The following is a 14931-nucleotide window of genomic DNA, read 5'->3' on the forward strand; positions in this document are numbered from 1 at the left end:
GTGGTCGGAGCCTGCAGCAGTAGTCGGAGCCGCAGCCGCCGCCGTGGTCGGAGTCGCAGCCCTGCCGCGCCGGTCCTCACCGCGGTCAGGCCGCCTCCGAGGTCGGAGCCCACAGCCGCAGTCATAGCCGCAGCCGTAGTCGGAGCCAGCAGCCGCAGTCATAGCCGCAGCCGCAGCCCTAGCCGCACCCGTGGCCGTAGTCGAAGCCCGCAGCCGGAGGCATAGCCGTAGTCGGAGCCCGCAGCCCTGTCGCAGTCATGCACGGCCGCGGCTACCCCGGCAGCGGTACCCCCAGCACCGGCAGCAGTCTCGGCGGTCCCCTGTGCAGCAGCCAGGGCGGTAGCAGCGACAAGGGGTCCAGGTACGCCGTGCCCCGGCGCAGACCCCAGTGCACGCACAGGGCGGTGCAGTGGGAGCCCGCCCGTTCCACCAGGCCCACCGTCTCTCCCGCCCTCACCACCTGACCCCTGCGGACCGACGGAGTCACCGGCTCGTACGTCATCCGAAGATCCGTGCCGGTCAGGTCCACCGAGACGACCCCGCGCCCCGCGACCCGCCCCGCGAACGACACCCGGCCCGGCGCCACCGCCCGCACGGGGGAACCGGCCGGCGCTGCCAGGTCCACGCCTCGGTGACCGGCGCCGTACGGCGTCGCCGGCGGCTCCCAGCCGCGCAGGACCAGGGGGTGGACCCCGACCGGCCAGGTGCGTGCGACGGCCGGGACCGGGACCCGAGGAGGCGGCGGTGCGGGGTCCGGGGGAGGGGTGTCCGCCCAGGCCCAGGGGCTCAGCAGGGCCATCGCCAGACCCAGGAACAGGCCCAGCGGTACCAAGACGCATCGCATCGCTCGTCGCATGCCGCAACCGTCCCGCACCGCCGCCGATCACGGCCGGAGTCTGTGGACTACTCACCGGTTGTGGACAGCGGCGTCACCCGGTGGCCCGGCGGTCCCGTACACTTCTTCTGGCGATCCGGGTCACCGGGTCGACTTCGCACGCCCCGACACCAGGCCGTCAAGCGGTCGGTGTCAGCGCCTCTCGGTCCTCAGTGGCAAGGCGCGTCGCGGGCGTCAGGCGCGGGAGCCGTCCGGCTTTCGCGGCACAACCGAGAAACTCGAGGAGATACGGCCATGGCCGTCGTCACGATGCGGGAGCTGCTGGAGAGCGGCGTCCACTTCGGTCACCAGACCCGTCGTTGGAACCCGAAGATGAAGCGCTTCATCTTCACCGAGCGCAACGGCATCTACATCATCGACCTGCTCCAGTCGCTGTCGTACATCGACCGCGCCTACGAGTTCGTCAAGGAGACCGTCGCCCACGGCGGCACGGTCATGTTCGTCGGCACCAAGAAGCAGGCGCAGGAGGCCATCGCCGAGCAGGCCACCCGCGTCGGCATGCCCTACGTCAACCAGCGCTGGCTGGGCGGCATGCTCACCAACTTCTCGACCGTCTACAAGCGCCTGCAGCGCCTGAAGGAGCTCGAGCAGATCGACTTCGAGGACGTCGCGGCGTCCGGTCTCACCAAGAAGGAGCTTCTCGTGCTCTCGCGCGAGAAGGCCAAGCTGGAGAAGACCCTCGGTGGTATCCGCGAGATGCAGAAGGTGCCGAGCGCCGTCTGGATCGTGGACACCAAGAAGGAGCACATCGCCGTCGGTGAGGCCCGGAAGCTGAACATCCCGGTCGTCGCGATCCTCGACACCAACTGCGACCCCGACGAGGTCGACTACAAGATCCCGGGCAACGACGACGCGATCCGCTCCGTCACCCTGCTCACCCGTGTGATCGCCGACGCCGTCGCCGAGGGCCTCATCTCCCGCTCTCGCGTCGCCACCGGTGACAAGGGCGAGAAGGCCGCGGGCGAGCCGCTCGCCGAGTGGGAGCGCGACCTGCTCGAGGGTGAGAAGAAGGCCGAGGAGGCCCCGGCCGCCGAGGCTCCCGCCGCTGAGGCCCCGGCTGCCGAGGCTCCTGCCGCCGAGGCCGCTCCGGCCGAGGAGAAGGCCGCCGAGGGCGAGCAGGCCTGAAGCACGCGTTGACGGCGGGGGCGGTACTGCAACCAAGAGCGCTCCGGCGCGGTGAAGTCCGCCCCCGCTGTTCACCCGTAGGTCGGCGCGACGTACGCGCTCCGCGTTCACATGTGAAGCGCACACCGTGCTGATCTGAAGATCTTCCAGACTTCGAGAAAGACTCACAGACTCATGGCGAACTACACCGCCGCCGACGTCAAGAAGCTCCGTGAGCTCACCGGCGCCGGCATGATGGACTGCAAGAAGGCGCTGGACGAGGCCGAGGGCAACGTCGACAAGGCCGTCGAGGCGCTCCGCATCAAGGGTCAGAAGGGCGTCGCCAAGCGCGAGGGCCGCTCCGCCGAGAACGGCGCCGTGGTCTCCATCATCGCCGACGACAACTCCTCCGGCGTGCTGGTCGAGCTGAAGTGCGAGACGGACTTCGTCGCCAAGGGCGAGAAGTTCCAGGCCGTGGCCAAGGCCATCGCCGAGCACGTCGCCAAGACGAACCCGGCCGACCTCCAGGCCCTGCTCGGCTCCGAGATCGAGCCCGGCAAGACCGTCCAGGCGTTCGTGGACGAGGCCAACGCCAACCTCGGTGAGAAGATCGTCCTGGACCGCTTCGCGCAGTTCTCCGACGGCTACGTCACCGCCTACATGCACCGCACCATGCCCGACCTGCCCCCGCAGATCGGTGTCCTGGTCGAGCTCGACAAGCCGAACGCCGAGGTCGCCAAGGGCGTCGCCCAGCACATCGCCGCCTTCGCGCCGAAGTACCTCTCCAAGGACGAGGTGCCGGCCGAGGTCGTCGAGTCCGAGCGCCGCATCGCCGAGGAGACCACCCGCGCCGAGGGCAAGCCCGAGGCCGCGATCGCCAAGATCGTCGAGGGTCGCCTCAACGGCTTCTTCAAGGACGCCACGCTGCTCGGCCAGCCGTACGCGCTGGACAACAAGAAGTCGGTCCAGAAGGTGCTGGACGAGGCCGGTGTCACCCTGAAGCGCTTCTCGCGCATCAAGGTCGGCATCTGAGCCGGTACAGCGATCGACGCGCGACCCGCGGAGAAATCCCGATAGGGTCGACAGCAGTCGTCCGCGCACACCGCCACACCCGGGTGTGGGGTGGACGGCAGCAGATCTGACGAGGAGGCCATTGCCGCGCACGGGAGCGAAAAGCGACCCCACCGGCAATGGCCTTCTTCGTATGTGCAACACGTGAAAGAGGCGGGATCTCCCATGACCACCAAGGCCCAGAAGAGCGACGACGGCAAAGTACCCGGCCGGTTTCTGCTGAAGCTGTCCGGAGAGGCCTTCTCCGGAGGCGGGGGCCTGGGCGTGGACCCGGACGTGGTGCACAAGATCGCCCGCGAGATCGCGGCCGTCGTCCGTGACGGGGCGCAGGTCGCGGTCGTCATCGGCGGCGGCAACTTCTTCCGCGGCGCCGAACTCCAGCAGCGCGGCATGGACCGCGCCCGCTCCGACTACATGGGCATGCTCGGCACCGTGATGAACTGCCTCGCCCTCCAGGACTTCCTGGAGAAGGAGGGCATCGACAGCCGGGTGCAGACCGCCATCACCATGGGTCAGGTCGCCGAGCCGTACATCCCGCTGCGTGCCGTGCGCCACCTGGAGAAGGGGCGTGTGGTCATCTTCGGCGCCGGTATGGGCATGCCGTACTTCTCCACCGACACCACCGCCGCCCAGCGCGCCCTGGAGATCGACGCCGAGGCGCTGCTCATGGGCAAGAACGGCGTGGACGGTGTCTACGACTCCGACCCCAAGGCCAACCCGGACGCCGTCAAGTTCGACGCCCTCGGCTACGGCGAGGTCATCACCCGCGACCTCAAGGTCGCCGACGCCACCGCCATCACGCTGTGCCGCGACAACAAGCTTCCGATCCTCGTCTTCGAGCTTCTCGCGGAGGGCAATATCGCCCGCGCCGTCAAGGGTGAGAAGATCGGCACGCTGGTGGGTGACCAGGACAGCCGGGACTGACCTGGAATCAACCCGGCCGGTGGCTCGCGGCCCTGTGAGGGGCCCGGTCCCTGGCCGGGGGATGGACAATGTCCTGCCGGTCGGGAACCGTGCAGGAAGAAGACGCGACGCAGCCGGCCGCCGCCCGTCAGAGGAACCGCAGCCGGGCCTCACTCAAGACACGCAGGAGCAAGTGGTGATCGAAGAGACCCTCCTCGAGGCCGAGGAGAAGATGGAGAAGGCCGTCGTGGTCGCCAAGGAGGACTTCGCCGCGATCCGCACCGGCCGTGCGCACCCGGCGATGTTCAACAAGATCGTGGCCGACTACTACGGTGCCCCGACGCCGATCAACCAGCTGGCCTCGTTCTCCGTGCCGGAACCGCGTATGGCGGTCGTGACCCCGTTCGACAAGAGCGCGCTGCGCAACATCGAGCAGGCGATCCGTGACTCCGACCTGGGCGTCAACCCCAGCAACGACGGCAACATCATCCGTGTGGTGTTCCCCGAGCTGACCGAGGAGCGCCGCCGCGAGTACATCAAGGTCGCCAAGGGCAAGGGCGAGGACGCCAAGGTGTCCATCCGTTCCGTGCGGCGCAAGGCCAAGGACGCCATCGACAAGCTGATCAAGGACGGCGAGATCGGTGAGGACGAGGGCCGCCGTGCGGAGAAGGAGCTCGACGACCTGACGGCGAAGTACGTCGCTCAGGTCGACGAGCTTCTGAAGCACAAGGAAGCGGAACTGCTCGAAGTCTGATGAGCGACTCTTCCTGGGGGGCGCCGCCACCGGCGGGTCAGGCCGGCTACTGGGGGCCCACCGAGGGCAGGCCTGCCCAGGAGGCCGCCCCGGCGGGGCCCGCGTACGATGCGCCTGAGGCGCAGCACACTCGCCCCATGCCCATCGTGCCCGACGGACCCGCCTACGGCGGAGACCGGGACGGCGACCGGGGGGCCGCTCGGCGGAGCGGCCCCTTGTACCAGGAATTCCAGCACGGGTCCCGCCCCGAGCCTCCGCAGGCCCGCACACTCCCGGCCGAGAACCAGAATCCGGAGCCCATGCCCGACGCCCACCAGCCGGCCCCAGCGCCGCAGAAGAAGAGCGCGGGCCGTGACCTGAGCGCGGCCATAGGGGTCGGCGTCGGGCTCGGTGTGGTGATCGTCGCCTCGCTGTTCGTCTACAAGGCCGTGTTCGTCGGCGTGATCGCGGTCGCCGTCGTCGTCGGCCTGTGGGAGCTGACCAGCAGGCTGCGGGAGCGCAAGGACGTCAAGGCGCCGCTGGTGCCGCTCGCGGTCGGCGGCGCGGCGATGGTGGTCGCCGGGTACGTCCGGGGCGCCGAGGGCGCCTGGGTCGCCATGGCGCTGACGGCGCTGGCGGCCCTGGTCTGGCGCATGACGGAATCGCCGGAGGGCTACCTGAAGGACGTCACGGCGGGTGTCTTCGCGGCCTTCTACGTCCCCTTCCTGGCCACGTTCGTCGCGATGATGCTGACGGCGGAGGACGGCCCCTGGCGGGTCCTGACCTTCCTTCTCCTGACGGTCGTCAGCGACACCGGCGCCTACGCGGTCGGCTGGCGCTTCGGCAAGCACAAGCTGGCCCCGCGCATCAGCCCCGGCAAGACGCGCGAGGGCCTGGTGGGCGCGGTGCTGTTCGCGATGATCGCGGGCGCGCTGTGCATGCAGTTTCTGATCGACGACGGCAGATGGTGGCAGGGCCTGCTGCTGGGTGTCGCCGTCGCGGCCAGCGCCACGCTGGGCGACCTCGGCGAGTCCATGATCAAGCGCGACCTGGGCATCAAGGACATGGGTACCTTGCTCCCCGGCCACGGCGGCATCATGGACCGCCTGGACTCCCTGCTGCCGACGGCTCCGGTGGTGTGGCTGCTGATGGTGGTGTTCGTCGGCTCGACGTGAGCCGGGTGCCGGGTGCCTGGTGCCGGTTGGCGTGCGCCATGTGCCCTGCGGTGTGCCTTGCGGGCCCCCGTTCCCTGTATGAGGAGCGGGGGCCCGATTTTCCTTACGTGTGCGGGGGCGCCCGTTTTCCTTACGTGTGCGGGGGACGCCTCTCGCGCGTGTGCGATGTCGACGCGGCGCGCCTGCGCCTGTCAGGTGGCCCGGATGGCGGCGATGTCGAACTGGAGGCGGACCTTCTCGCTCACCATGGCCCCACCCTGAGCCAGCCGGGCGTCGTAGGTCAGACCCCAGTCGGCACGGTTGATGGTGGTGGTGCCGTCGAAGCCGACCCGCTCGTCGCCGAAGGCGTCGGTCACGTGACCGATGTAGGTGAGTTCCAGGTCGACGAGGCGGGTGGTGTCCTTGATGGTGAGATCGCCGGTCATGCGGTAGACGTCGTTGCCCAAGAGCCGCACCGCGGTGCTCGTGAAGGTCATCCGCGGATAGGTCCCCGCGTCCAGGAACTGCCGGCCGACCAGGTGCGCGTCGCGCTGCTCGACGCCCGTGTCGACGCTGGCCGTGTACAGCACCAGGTCGGCCCGGGAGCGGGACGGGTCGCGGCCGTCGAAGTACAGGCGGCTCTCGTACTCGGTGAAGGCACCTCGCACCGTCGTCACCATCGCGTGGCGCACGGAGAACCCGATCCTGCTGTGGGCGGGATCGATCAGCCATTCGCCGGTGAGGGACGCCAGGCCGGGATCCGGCAGGACGGCAGTCCCGTTGGCCACGGGGGTGGCGTGGGCGACGGGAGCGGCGGACGGCTGAGCGTGCCGGTTGAAGGAGTTGCGGCCGAAAAGGTTCATGGCTCATGTGGTTACGTGAGCGCGCGGGACGGGACAAGGCCCGACCAGGAAACCCGACCGTTCGTCAGCAGAACTTCACAGCTCACCGCACATATCCCGCCTGCGACAGGCCAGTTGACGGTGCTGCGTCGTCCCGTCTTGCTCCTCCGGCTCCCAGGCCTGGAGAGCTGGTCCTGGCGTTGCACGGTCGTATTCCGCTGGACTCCCTGCCCCCAAAGTCATCCAGTACCACGGGGAAAGGCGGCTGCTGGCCTCGGCGCGGTCATTGGTTCCACGGACTTATGGAGCCGAAGCGGCCCCTCATATCGTCGAGCATTCTCGACGGTGGCAATGTGGAAGATGTGAACGCTGGGGACAGCTCAGCCGGTGTGCGGCAGCTGCGACGGTCAAGCAGCGCGTTGCTATTCGTTCCGATCGTCCTCATCGCAGTGACCACGGCAGTCGACCAGTTGCTCCGCATCCAGGCCCGCTGCTCGTGATCGCCCTTGGCGGCGTGCGCCGCGCGAAAGCGCCTCGCCTCTCACGAGCGGACACCTGGAAGGCCACGACGATGCGAGCAATCCAATACGACCGGTTCGGCGACTACGAAGTCCTCCACCTGGTGGACGCTCCCAGGCCTGCGCCTCAGAGCGGGCAGGCCCTGGTCCGGCTGACGCTGGCCGCCCGGTCGCTCCCGTGCACCTGGAGTGACGGGCGGATGCGCCGTGGCCCGGACGCGACCGGTACGGGCTGACCGAGTCCTGGGCCGTCCCTGGGCCGTCCGAGGCCGGCCAACGCTGACAGTCGGCACCCACGGGTGACCGCCCCCACCCCGCTCTGGCCTGGGCTCCCCGAGTTGATCTGCGACACTGGAAGGGTTATGCCGAAGCCCGGAGAACTCACTTTCGTCGCCCCGCGCGGAGCCAAGAAGCCGCCGCGGCACCTTGCCGACCTCACGCCCGCCGAGCGCAAGGACGCGGTGGCCGAGATCGGCGAGAAGCCGTTCCGTGCCAAGCAGCTCTCGCAGCACTACTTCGCGCGGTACGCGCACGACCCGGAGCAGTGGACCGACATCCCCGCCGGCTCGCGCGCCAAGCTGCAGGAAGCGCTGTTCCCCGAGCTGATGACCGTCGTCCGGCATCTGTCGACCGACCAGGGGACGACCCGCAAGACGCTGTGGCGGCTGTTCGACGGGACGCTCGTCGAGTCCGTGCTGATGCGCTACCCCGACCGCGTCACCATGTGCATCAGCTCACAGGCCGGCTGTGGCATGAACTGCCCATTCTGCGCCACCGGACAGGCGGGGCTCGACCGGAACCTGTCCACGGCCGAGATCGTGCACCAGATCGTCGACGGGATGCGCGCGCTCCGGGACGGGGACGTGCCCGGCGGCCCGGCCCGGCTGTCCAACATCGTCTTCATGGGCATGGGCGAGCCGCTCGCCAACTACAAGCGGGTCGTGGGTGCGATCCGCGCGCTGACCGACCCGGCTCCGGACGGGCTCGGACTGTCCCAGCGCGGGATCACCGTGTCCACCGTCGGGCTCGTGCCGGCCATCCACCGGTTCGCCGACGAGGGCTTCAAGTGCCGCCTCGCGGTCTCGCTGCACGCCCCGGACGACGAGCTGCGCGACACCCTCGTCCCGGTGAACACGCGCTGGAAGGTGCGCGAGGTGCTGGACGCCGGGTTCGAGTACGTCGAGAAGTCCGGGCGCCGGCTGTCGATCGAGTACGCGCTCATTCGCGACATCAACGACCAGGCCTGGCGCGGCGACCGGCTCGGCCGGCTGCTCAAGGGCAAGCCCGTGCACGTCAACCTCATTCCGCTGAACCCGACGCCGGGGTCGAAGTGGACCGCCTCCCGGCCGGAGGACGAGAAGGCGTTCGTGGAAGCCATCGCCGCCCACGGTGTGCCCGTCACCGTCCGGGACACCCGTGGTCAGGAGATCGACGGGGCCTGTGGCCAGCTCGCGGCCACCGAGCGGTAATCTGGCCACGTCCACATATCTTCATATTCCGACAGGGGAGCGCCACAGCGCTGAGAGTGCGGCGGACAGGGCCGCAGACCCTCTGAACCTCGCCCAGGTCATTCTGGGTAGGAAGTTCGGTCACCACTCAAGCTGTTGCGCCCTGCCCGGGTCCTTCCCACCGAAGCCCCGGGCAGGGCCGCGTCTCTTCCTGGCCAACCCCAGGAGGACATCCAGTGCAGAACAAGACCTTCGTGGCCGTGGCGGTCGGGCTCGGCCTGATCACGCTGTCCGCGTGCGGGTCGACGCACGCCAAGTCGTCCACGGACTCCGAGTCGTCCACGGACTCCAAGACCGTGACCCTCGTCAGCCACGACTCGTGGGCCGTCTCCAAGAACGTGCTCGCCGACTTCGAGAAGAAGACCGGGTACCAGGTCAAGGTCCTCAAGGACGGCGACGCCGGGCAGGCCGTCAACAAGGCGATCCTGACCAAGGACAACCCGCAGGGCGACGTGTTCTTCGGCGTCGACAACACCCTGCTCTCCCGAGCCCTCGACAACGGCCTGTTCCAGCCGTACACCGCCAAGGGCCTCGACAAGGTCGGCGCCGCCTACCAGCTCGACAAGGACAAGCACCGGGTCACGCCGATCGACTACGGCGACATCTGCGTCAACTACGACAAGGCCTACTTCAGCGCGCACAGGCTGACGCCGCCGCAGTCCTTCGCCGACCTGGCCAAGCCGGCGTACAAGAACCTCCTCGTCACCGAGAACGCGGCCACCTCCTCGCCCGGCCTCGGCTTCCTGCTGGGCAGCGCGGCCCGGTTCGGCGACACCGGCTGGCCGGACTACTGGAAGAAGCTCAAGGCCAACGGCGTCAAGGTCGTCGACGGCTGGGAGCAGGCGTACTACCAGGAGTTCTCGGGGTCGTCCGAGGGCAGGAAGGCGGGTGGCGACCGGCCGCTCGTCGTGTCGTACGCCTCCTCGCCGCCCGCCGAGGTGATCTACGCCAAGAAGCGGCCCGGCACCGCCCCGACCGGTGTGGCGAGCGGCACCTGCTTCCGGCAGATCGAGTTCGCCGGAGTGCTGAGCAACGCCGGGAACACCAAGGGCGCCAAGGCGTTCGTCGACTTCCTGGTCTCCAGGGAGTTCCAGGAGGACATGCCGCTGAACATGTTCGTCTACCCGGTGGTCGACGGCGCGAAGGTGCCCGCAGACTTCACCAAGTACGGGCCGGCCGCCCAGCACCCCGAGATCATGGCCCCCGGGAAGATCGCCGCCAACCGTGACCAGTGGCTCAAGTCGTGGACCTCGCTCGTACTGAAGTAGTCCGTCCCCGGCGGGGGAACGCGGCGCGGTTCGGGCTGATGGCCCTGCCCGTCGCGTTCTTCGCCGTGTTCTTCGCCTGGCCCGTCGCCGCGATCGTCGCGCGCGGGCTCAAGGCCGACGGCACCTGGCAGTTCGGGCGGCTCGCGGACGTGGTCACCCAGCCCGACCTGCGGCACGTGCTGTGGTTCACCACCTGGCAGGCGCTCGCCTCCACCGTGCTCACCCTGCTGCTCGCGCTGCCCGCCGCCCATGTCTTCGCCCGGCTCGACTTCCCGGGCAAACAGCTGCTGCGAGCCGTCGTCACTGTCCCTTTCGTGCTGCCGACCGTCGTGGCCGGCAGCGCGTTCCTCGCCCTCGTCGGGCACGGCGGGCTGCTCGACGAGCTGTGGGGGGTACGGCTGGACACGACGGTGTGGGCGATCCTGCTGGCCCATGTCTTCTTCAACTACGCGGTCGTCGTACGGACCGTCGGGGGGCTGTGGGCCCAGCTCGATCCCCGGCAGGAGGAGGCCGCCCGGATGCTGGGCGCCTCGCCGCTGAGCGCGTGGCGGAAGGTGACCCTGCCCGCGCTCGCACCCGCCGTGGCCGCCGCCGCGCTGATGGTGTTCCTGTTCACCTTCACCTCCTTCGGTGTGGTCCAGATCCTCGGCGGCCCCACCTTCTCCACCCTCGAGGTGGAGATCTACCGGCAGACCTCCGAGATCTTCGACCTGTCAACGGCCGCCGTCCTCACCCTCGTCCAGTTCGTCGCCGTCGGTGCGATCCTCGCCGTGCACGCCTGGACGGTGCGGCGCCGGGAGACCGCCCTGCGGCTCGTCGATCCGAAGCTGACCGCCCGCCGCCCGCGCGGCGCCGGACAGTGGGCGCTGCTCGCCGGCGTCCTCGCCACCGTGGCCCTGCTCCTCGTGCTGCCGCTGGCCGTCCTCGTCCGCCGCTCCCTGGACGCACCGGGTTTCGGCTACTACCGGGCCCTGGCGCACACCGACGGCGGTACGTTCCTGCAGCCGCCGGTACACGCCGTGTGGACCTCTCTGCAGTACGCCGCCACCGCCACCGCCATCGCCGTCGTGATCGGAGGTCTCGCCGCCGCCGCGCTCGCCCGCCGGGACGCCGGACGGCTGATCCGGGGCTTCGACGCGCTGCTGATGCTGCCGCTCGGCGTCTCCGCCGTGACCGTCGGCTTCGGCTTCCTGATCGCCCTCGACAAGCCCCCGCTCGATCTGCGGCAGTCCTGGATCCTGGTGCCGCTCGCCCAGGCGCTGGTCGGCGCCCCCTTCGTCGTACGCACCATGCTGCCGGTGCTGCGCGCGGTGGACGCTCGGCTGAGGGAGGCCGCCGCCGTGCTCGGGGCCTCGCCCTGGCGGGTGTGGCGGGAGGTGGATCTGCCGCTGGTGCGGCGGGCGCTGCTGGTGGCCGCCGGGTTCGCGTTCGCGGTCTCACTCGGCGAGTTCGGGGCGACCGTGTTCATCGCCCGGCCCGACGACCCGACGCTCCCGGTCGCCGTGGCCCGCCTGCTCAGCCGCCCCGGAGACCTCAACTACGGCCAGGCGATGGCTCTTTCGACGATCCTGATGGTGGTGTGCGCCGCCGCGCTGCTCGTCCTGGAGCGGCTGCGCACCGACCGGACGGGGGAGTTCTAGATGCTGACGGCCGGACGAGGGAGTTCTGGATGCTGCTGAGCCTCGATGGCGCGACCGTGCGCTTCGGCGGACGGGCCGTGCTCGACGCCGTCGGCCTCGATGTCGCCGAGCACGAGGTGGTGTGCGTGCTCGGGCCCAGCGGCAGCGGGAAGTCGACGCTGCTGCGGGCGGTGGCCGGCCTGCAGCCCCTGGACTCCGGGCGGGTGCTGCTCGACGGCCGCGACCAGGCGTGCGTGCCCGCGCACCGGCGGGGCGTCGGCCTGATGTTCCAGGACCACCAGCTCTTCCCGCAGCGGGACGTCGGCGCCAACGTGGCCTTCGGGCTGCGCATGCACGGCCTCGCCAGGGGCGAACGGGAAGCCGAGGTCGGGCAGTTGCTGGAACTGGTCGGCCTGCCCGGGGCCGCCGAGCGGGCCGTGGCCTCCCTGTCCGGCGGCGAGCAGCAGCGCGTGGCGCTGGCCCGGGCGCTCGCCCCCCGGCCCCGGCTGCTCATGCTGGACGAGCCGCTCGGCCAGCTCGACCGGTCGCTGCGCGAACGCCTGGTGGTCGAACTGCGTGAGCTCTTCGGCCGGTTGGGCACGACCGTGCTCGCCGTGACCCACGACCAGGGCGAGGCGTTCGCGCTGGCCGACCGGGTGGTGGTGATGCGGGACGGGCGCATCGCGCAGTCCGGCGCGCCGCTGGAGGTCTGGCAGCGGCCCGCCGACGCGTTCGTGGCCCGCTTCCTCGGCTTCGACAACCTGGTGCCGGCGACCGTGGCCGGTGCGGCGGCCGACAGCCCGTGGGGCAAGCTGCCGGTGCCCGACGGCTCCCCGCAGGGAAACCGGACGCTGCTGGTCCGGCCCGCCGGGGTACGGCTCGTGGCGGCCGACGCCGGTCTGTCCTGCACGGTGACCGCGCGCACCTTCAAGGGCACTCATGTGGCCGTCCACCTCCAGCCCGCGGACGGGCCGCGCCTGGAGGCGGCCTGCGCGCTGCGGGAGGCACCCGACGTCGGGGACGCGGTGGGCGTGGAGTTCGACGCGGCCGAAATCGTCGTGCTCGACTGATCGTCGCGGCCCTAGGGTAGGCGGCATGACCTTGCTCGCGCATGACCGCTACTGTGACGAGATCGCCCGCCAGGTGGAGCAGTTGAGGTCCGTGGTGGCCTCCGGCGCCGACCTGTCCGCGACCGTGCCGACCTGTCCCGACTGGTCTCTGGAAGACCTCGTACGCCATATGGGCGGGGCCCTGCGGTGGGTGGAGACGATCGTGCGCACCCGGGCGCAGGAGCGCGTTCCGCGTGACCAGGTGCCGCTCGGTGCCGGGCCCGCGGAGCGGGGCGACGCGGCGGCACTCGACAAGTGGCTGGCCGAGACCGGTGAGCTGGTCGTCGCGACGCTGCGCGAGGCCGGGCCGGACACCGCCGTGTGGAGCTTCCTCCCGGGGAAAGCCGTTTCCGGGTTCTGGGCCCGGCGGATGACCCACGAGATCAGCATCCACCGTGCCGACGCCTCCCTCGCGGCCGGCCTCGACTACGAACTGGCACCGGCGATCGCCGTCGACACGATGGACGAGTGGCTGGACTTCGCCATCCTTCTCCAGCAGATGCGGGGCCATGAAGAGGCCATGCGCCTGGACGGCCCGACCCGTTCCATCCACCTGCACGCCACCGACGCCGACCCGGCGCTGAACGCCGAGTGGCTGCTGGAGTTCGGCCCGGACGGCGTGCGCTGGTGGCGCGGCCACGAGAAGGCCACGGTCGCCCTGCGCGGCCCGCTCACCGCCGTGCTGCTCGCCTTCTACCGTCGGCTGCCGCTGGACGCGCCCGGCCTGGAGGTGCAGGGCGAGCGCGAGGTGCTGGAGTTCTGGCTGTCACGGGCGACCTTCGGGTGAGGGCCTTCGCACGACCGCGGCCCGCCCCCTGGGGATAGGAGGACGGGCCGCGGCGATGTTCGTGCACCTGCCGGCGAGGCGTCAGCTGTTGCCGCGCGCCCCACGACGGCGCATGCCGAAGTAGACGGCGCCACCGCCGACGACGACCAGCGCACCCGCGATGCCGGCGATCAGGCCGGTGTTGGAGCTGGCGCCGGTCTCGGCGAGGTTCGAGCTACCGGCCGCCGGGGACGGCGCGTTGCTCGGCGCGGTCGCCGGGGCGGAGCTGGACTCGGAGGCCGACGGGGTCGGGGTCGCCGACTCGGCCGGGGCGGACTTCGACGGCGACGGCTTCGGCGTCGACGAGGCCGGCGGGGTCGGGCTGTCGGTCTTGCAGGCGGTGGCCGGGGCCGTCAAGCCGTTCTCGATGTCCTCGTCGACGATGTTGGCCGCCTTGACGTGGACGCGGTACGACGCGTTCGGCTTCCAGTTCTCCGGGAAGGTGACCGGAGTCCCCTCGGCCGAGCCCTTGACCTCCTGCTCGCCGATCTGCTTCTCGACCCCGCCCTTGTTCTGCAAGAACACGGTGATGGTGGCGGGGGTCCCGGAGATGTCGGTGTCGGTGACGACGATGACGCCCTTGTTGCCGTCGCACTTGGCTTCGGCCTTGAAGTCACGGATGTTGCACGCGAGCGCGGAGCTGGACAGACCCAGCACCACCGCGGCCGAGGCGGAGGCAACACCCAGGATGCGAACGGAACGGCGCGCGCTACGGCGAGTTATGGACACGTTTGTCCTTTACAGAGTGCATAACTGCGGGGGGCTGAGGGGGCGTTGGGGCGAACGGATGAGGTGAGGCCCCATCACCCCCAAGAGGCTCACAGGTTTATAAGCGCTCCGTAAGCAGTGTCAATGCATATGCCCACACCGGCCGTTGGCTTTACCTGCTTATTAACCATCTGGACGTTTGACGGTTTCCGGTGCCCGCTCGCCCCCTGCGCGCGGCGACGCGATCAGCCCTCGACAGCGGCCGGATCCATCCAGATGACCTCCCAGGTGTGGCCGTCGAGGTCGTCGAAGGCGCGGCCGTACATGAAGCCGTGGTCCTGGGTCCGGCCGCTCGGCGTGGCGCCCGACGCGAGGGCCCTGTCGACGAGTTCGTCCACCTTCTGGCGGCTCTCGGCACTCAGCGCGACCAGCACCTCGCTGGTCTTCGTGGCGTCGGCGATCTCCTTCTGGGTGAAGGTCGCGTAGAACGGCTTGGTCAGCAGCATCGCGACGATGGTGTCGCTGATCACCACGGAGGCGGCCTTGTCGTCGCTGAACTGCGGGTTGATGGTGTAGCCGAGTTCCGTGAAGAACTTCTTCGACGCGTCGAGGTCGTTCACGGGCAGGTTCACGAAGATCATCTGCTGGTACATCAGGGGCCTCTCTCCCGAGG

At 69.9% G+C, this 14931-nt stretch carries 15 protein-coding genes and 1 riboswitch; of the genes, 11 read left to right on the forward strand and 4 right to left on the reverse strand.

Going from position 1 to position 14931, the window contains the following annotated elements; translation table 11 throughout:
• Positions 1–271: 271 nt before the first annotated feature.
• Positions 272–844: a M23 family metallopeptidase gene (locus ABZ919_RS12425; RefSeq protein WP_361246160.1), complete on the reverse strand. Its 573-nt coding sequence runs from the start codon at positions 842–844 to the stop codon at positions 272–274.
• A 285-nt stretch (positions 845–1129) separates the two neighbouring features.
• Between ABZ919_RS12425 and rpsB the strand changes: the two genes are divergently transcribed.
• The 5 genes from rpsB (at position 1130) to ABZ919_RS12450 (ending at position 5881) form a co-directional block, all read left to right on the forward strand.
• Positions 1130–2020, forward strand: a complete 891-nt coding sequence (gene rpsB, locus ABZ919_RS12430) for a 30S ribosomal protein S2 (protein ID WP_361246162.1) — start codon at positions 1130–1132, stop codon at positions 2018–2020.
• 174 nt (positions 2021–2194) lie between these two features.
• Positions 2195–3031: a translation elongation factor Ts gene (gene tsf, locus ABZ919_RS12435; protein WP_361246165.1), complete on the forward strand. Its 837-nt coding sequence runs from the start codon at positions 2195–2197 to the stop codon at positions 3029–3031.
• 204 nt (positions 3032–3235) lie between these two features.
• Positions 3236–3994 carry a UMP kinase gene (gene pyrH / locus ABZ919_RS12440; protein ID WP_361246168.1) on the forward strand — a complete coding sequence of 253 codons (759 nt, stop codon included), beginning with the start codon at positions 3236–3238 and terminating at the stop codon, positions 3992–3994.
• Positions 3995–4169: 175 nt separating this feature from the next.
• Positions 4170–4727, forward strand: coding sequence for a ribosome recycling factor (gene frr, locus ABZ919_RS12445; protein WP_258780901.1), 558 nt, complete (start codon positions 4170–4172; stop codon positions 4725–4727).
• Entirely contained in the window at positions 4727–5881 is a 1155-nt protein-coding gene (locus ABZ919_RS12450; protein WP_361246172.1) for a phosphatidate cytidylyltransferase, read from the forward strand. The genes frr and ABZ919_RS12450 overlap by 1 nt, the downstream gene beginning before the upstream one ends.
• 191 nt (positions 5882–6072) lie before the next feature.
• Here the strand turns inward: ABZ919_RS12450 and ABZ919_RS12455 are convergent, their stop codons facing one another.
• Complete coding sequence (locus ABZ919_RS12455) at positions 6073–6723, reverse strand: YceI family protein (RefSeq protein ID WP_361246175.1); 651 nt, start codon at positions 6721–6723, stop codon at positions 6073–6075.
• A gap of 550 nt (positions 6724–7273) precedes the next feature.
• Here ABZ919_RS12455 and ABZ919_RS12460 point away from each other — a divergent pair.
• From ABZ919_RS12460 to ABZ919_RS12485, 6 genes are all read left to right on the forward strand, one after another.
• The gene (locus tag ABZ919_RS12460; protein WP_361246178.1) at positions 7274–7456 is read left to right on the forward strand and encodes a hypothetical protein; all 183 of its coding nucleotides are present in this window, start codon (positions 7274–7276) and stop codon (positions 7454–7456) included.
• Between the two features lie 126 nt (positions 7457–7582).
• On the forward strand, positions 7583–8689 hold the full coding sequence (gene rlmN, locus ABZ919_RS12465; protein ID WP_361246180.1) for a 23S rRNA (adenine(2503)-C(2))-methyltransferase RlmN: 1107 nt from the start codon (positions 7583–7585) through the stop codon (positions 8687–8689).
• Between the two features lie 23 nt (positions 8690–8712).
• Positions 8713–8821: riboswitch (TPP riboswitch) on the forward strand.
• 83 nt (positions 8822–8904) lie between these two features.
• On the forward strand, positions 8905–9996 hold the full coding sequence (locus ABZ919_RS12470) for a thiamine ABC transporter substrate-binding protein (protein ID WP_361246183.1): 1092 nt from the start codon (positions 8905–8907) through the stop codon (positions 9994–9996).
• 38 nt (positions 9997–10034) lie between these two features.
• Positions 10035–11636 (forward strand): iron ABC transporter permease, encoded by a 1602-nt coding sequence (locus ABZ919_RS12475; protein WP_361246186.1) that lies wholly within the window; start codon positions 10035–10037, stop codon positions 11634–11636.
• A gap of 29 nt (positions 11637–11665) precedes the next feature.
• Positions 11666–12685 (forward strand): ABC transporter ATP-binding protein, encoded by a 1020-nt coding sequence (locus ABZ919_RS12480; RefSeq protein ID WP_361246189.1) that lies wholly within the window; start codon positions 11666–11668, stop codon positions 12683–12685.
• Between the two features lie 25 nt (positions 12686–12710).
• Positions 12711–13511, forward strand: coding sequence for a maleylpyruvate isomerase family mycothiol-dependent enzyme (locus ABZ919_RS12485; RefSeq protein ID WP_361246192.1), 801 nt, complete (start codon positions 12711–12713; stop codon positions 13509–13511).
• An 81-nt stretch (positions 13512–13592) separates the two neighbouring features.
• On the opposite strand, the gene ABZ919_RS12490 is transcribed toward ABZ919_RS12485, so the two are convergent.
• A complete protein-coding gene (locus ABZ919_RS12490) occupies positions 13593–14279 on the reverse strand; it encodes an LAETG motif-containing sortase-dependent surface protein (protein WP_361246195.1) in 687 nt (228 codons plus the stop codon).
• 224 nt (positions 14280–14503) lie between these two features.
• Positions 14504–14911: a VOC family protein gene (locus ABZ919_RS12495; protein ID WP_361246197.1), complete on the reverse strand. Its 408-nt coding sequence runs from the start codon at positions 14909–14911 to the stop codon at positions 14504–14506.
• Between the last annotated feature and the right edge of the window lie 20 nt (positions 14912–14931).

The organism is Streptomyces sp. NPDC046759, assembly GCF_040645475.1.
GTDB lineage: Bacteria > Actinomycetota > Actinomycetes > Streptomycetales > Streptomycetaceae > Streptomyces.

What these genes read in the sequence shown, in the direction of transcription:
- rlmN (WP_361246180.1), top strand. Translation starts at nt 7,583, where the DNA reads ATGCCGAAGCCCGGAGAACTCACTTTCGTCGCCCCGCGCGGAGCCAAG.
- ABZ919_RS12455 (WP_361246175.1), bottom strand. Translation starts at nt 6,723, where the DNA reads ATGAACCTTTTCGGCCGCAACTCCTTCAACCGGCACGCTCAGCCGTCC.
- ABZ919_RS12450 (WP_361246172.1), top strand. Translation starts at nt 4,727, where the DNA reads ATGAGCGACTCTTCCTGGGGGGCGCCGCCACCGGCGGGTCAGGCCGGC.
- rpsB (WP_361246162.1), top strand. Translation starts at nt 1,130, where the DNA reads ATGGCCGTCGTCACGATGCGGGAGCTGCTGGAGAGCGGCGTCCACTTC.
- ABZ919_RS12425 (WP_361246160.1), bottom strand. Translation starts at nt 844, where the DNA reads ATGCGATGCGTCTTGGTACCGCTGGGCCTGTTCCTGGGTCTGGCGATG.
- ABZ919_RS12485 (WP_361246192.1), top strand. Translation starts at nt 12,711, where the DNA reads ATGACCTTGCTCGCGCATGACCGCTACTGTGACGAGATCGCCCGCCAG.
- ABZ919_RS12495 (WP_361246197.1), bottom strand. Translation starts at nt 14,911, where the DNA reads ATGTACCAGCAGATGATCTTCGTGAACCTGCCCGTGAACGACCTCGAC.
- tsf (WP_361246165.1), top strand. Translation starts at nt 2,195, where the DNA reads ATGGCGAACTACACCGCCGCCGACGTCAAGAAGCTCCGTGAGCTCACC.
- ABZ919_RS12475 (WP_361246186.1), top strand. Translation starts at nt 10,035, where the DNA reads ATGGCCCTGCCCGTCGCGTTCTTCGCCGTGTTCTTCGCCTGGCCCGTC.
- pyrH (WP_361246168.1), top strand. Translation starts at nt 3,236, where the DNA reads ATGACCACCAAGGCCCAGAAGAGCGACGACGGCAAAGTACCCGGCCGG.
- ABZ919_RS12460 (WP_361246178.1), top strand. Translation starts at nt 7,274, where the DNA reads ATGCGAGCAATCCAATACGACCGGTTCGGCGACTACGAAGTCCTCCAC.
- ABZ919_RS12480 (WP_361246189.1), top strand. Translation starts at nt 11,666, where the DNA reads ATGCTGCTGAGCCTCGATGGCGCGACCGTGCGCTTCGGCGGACGGGCC.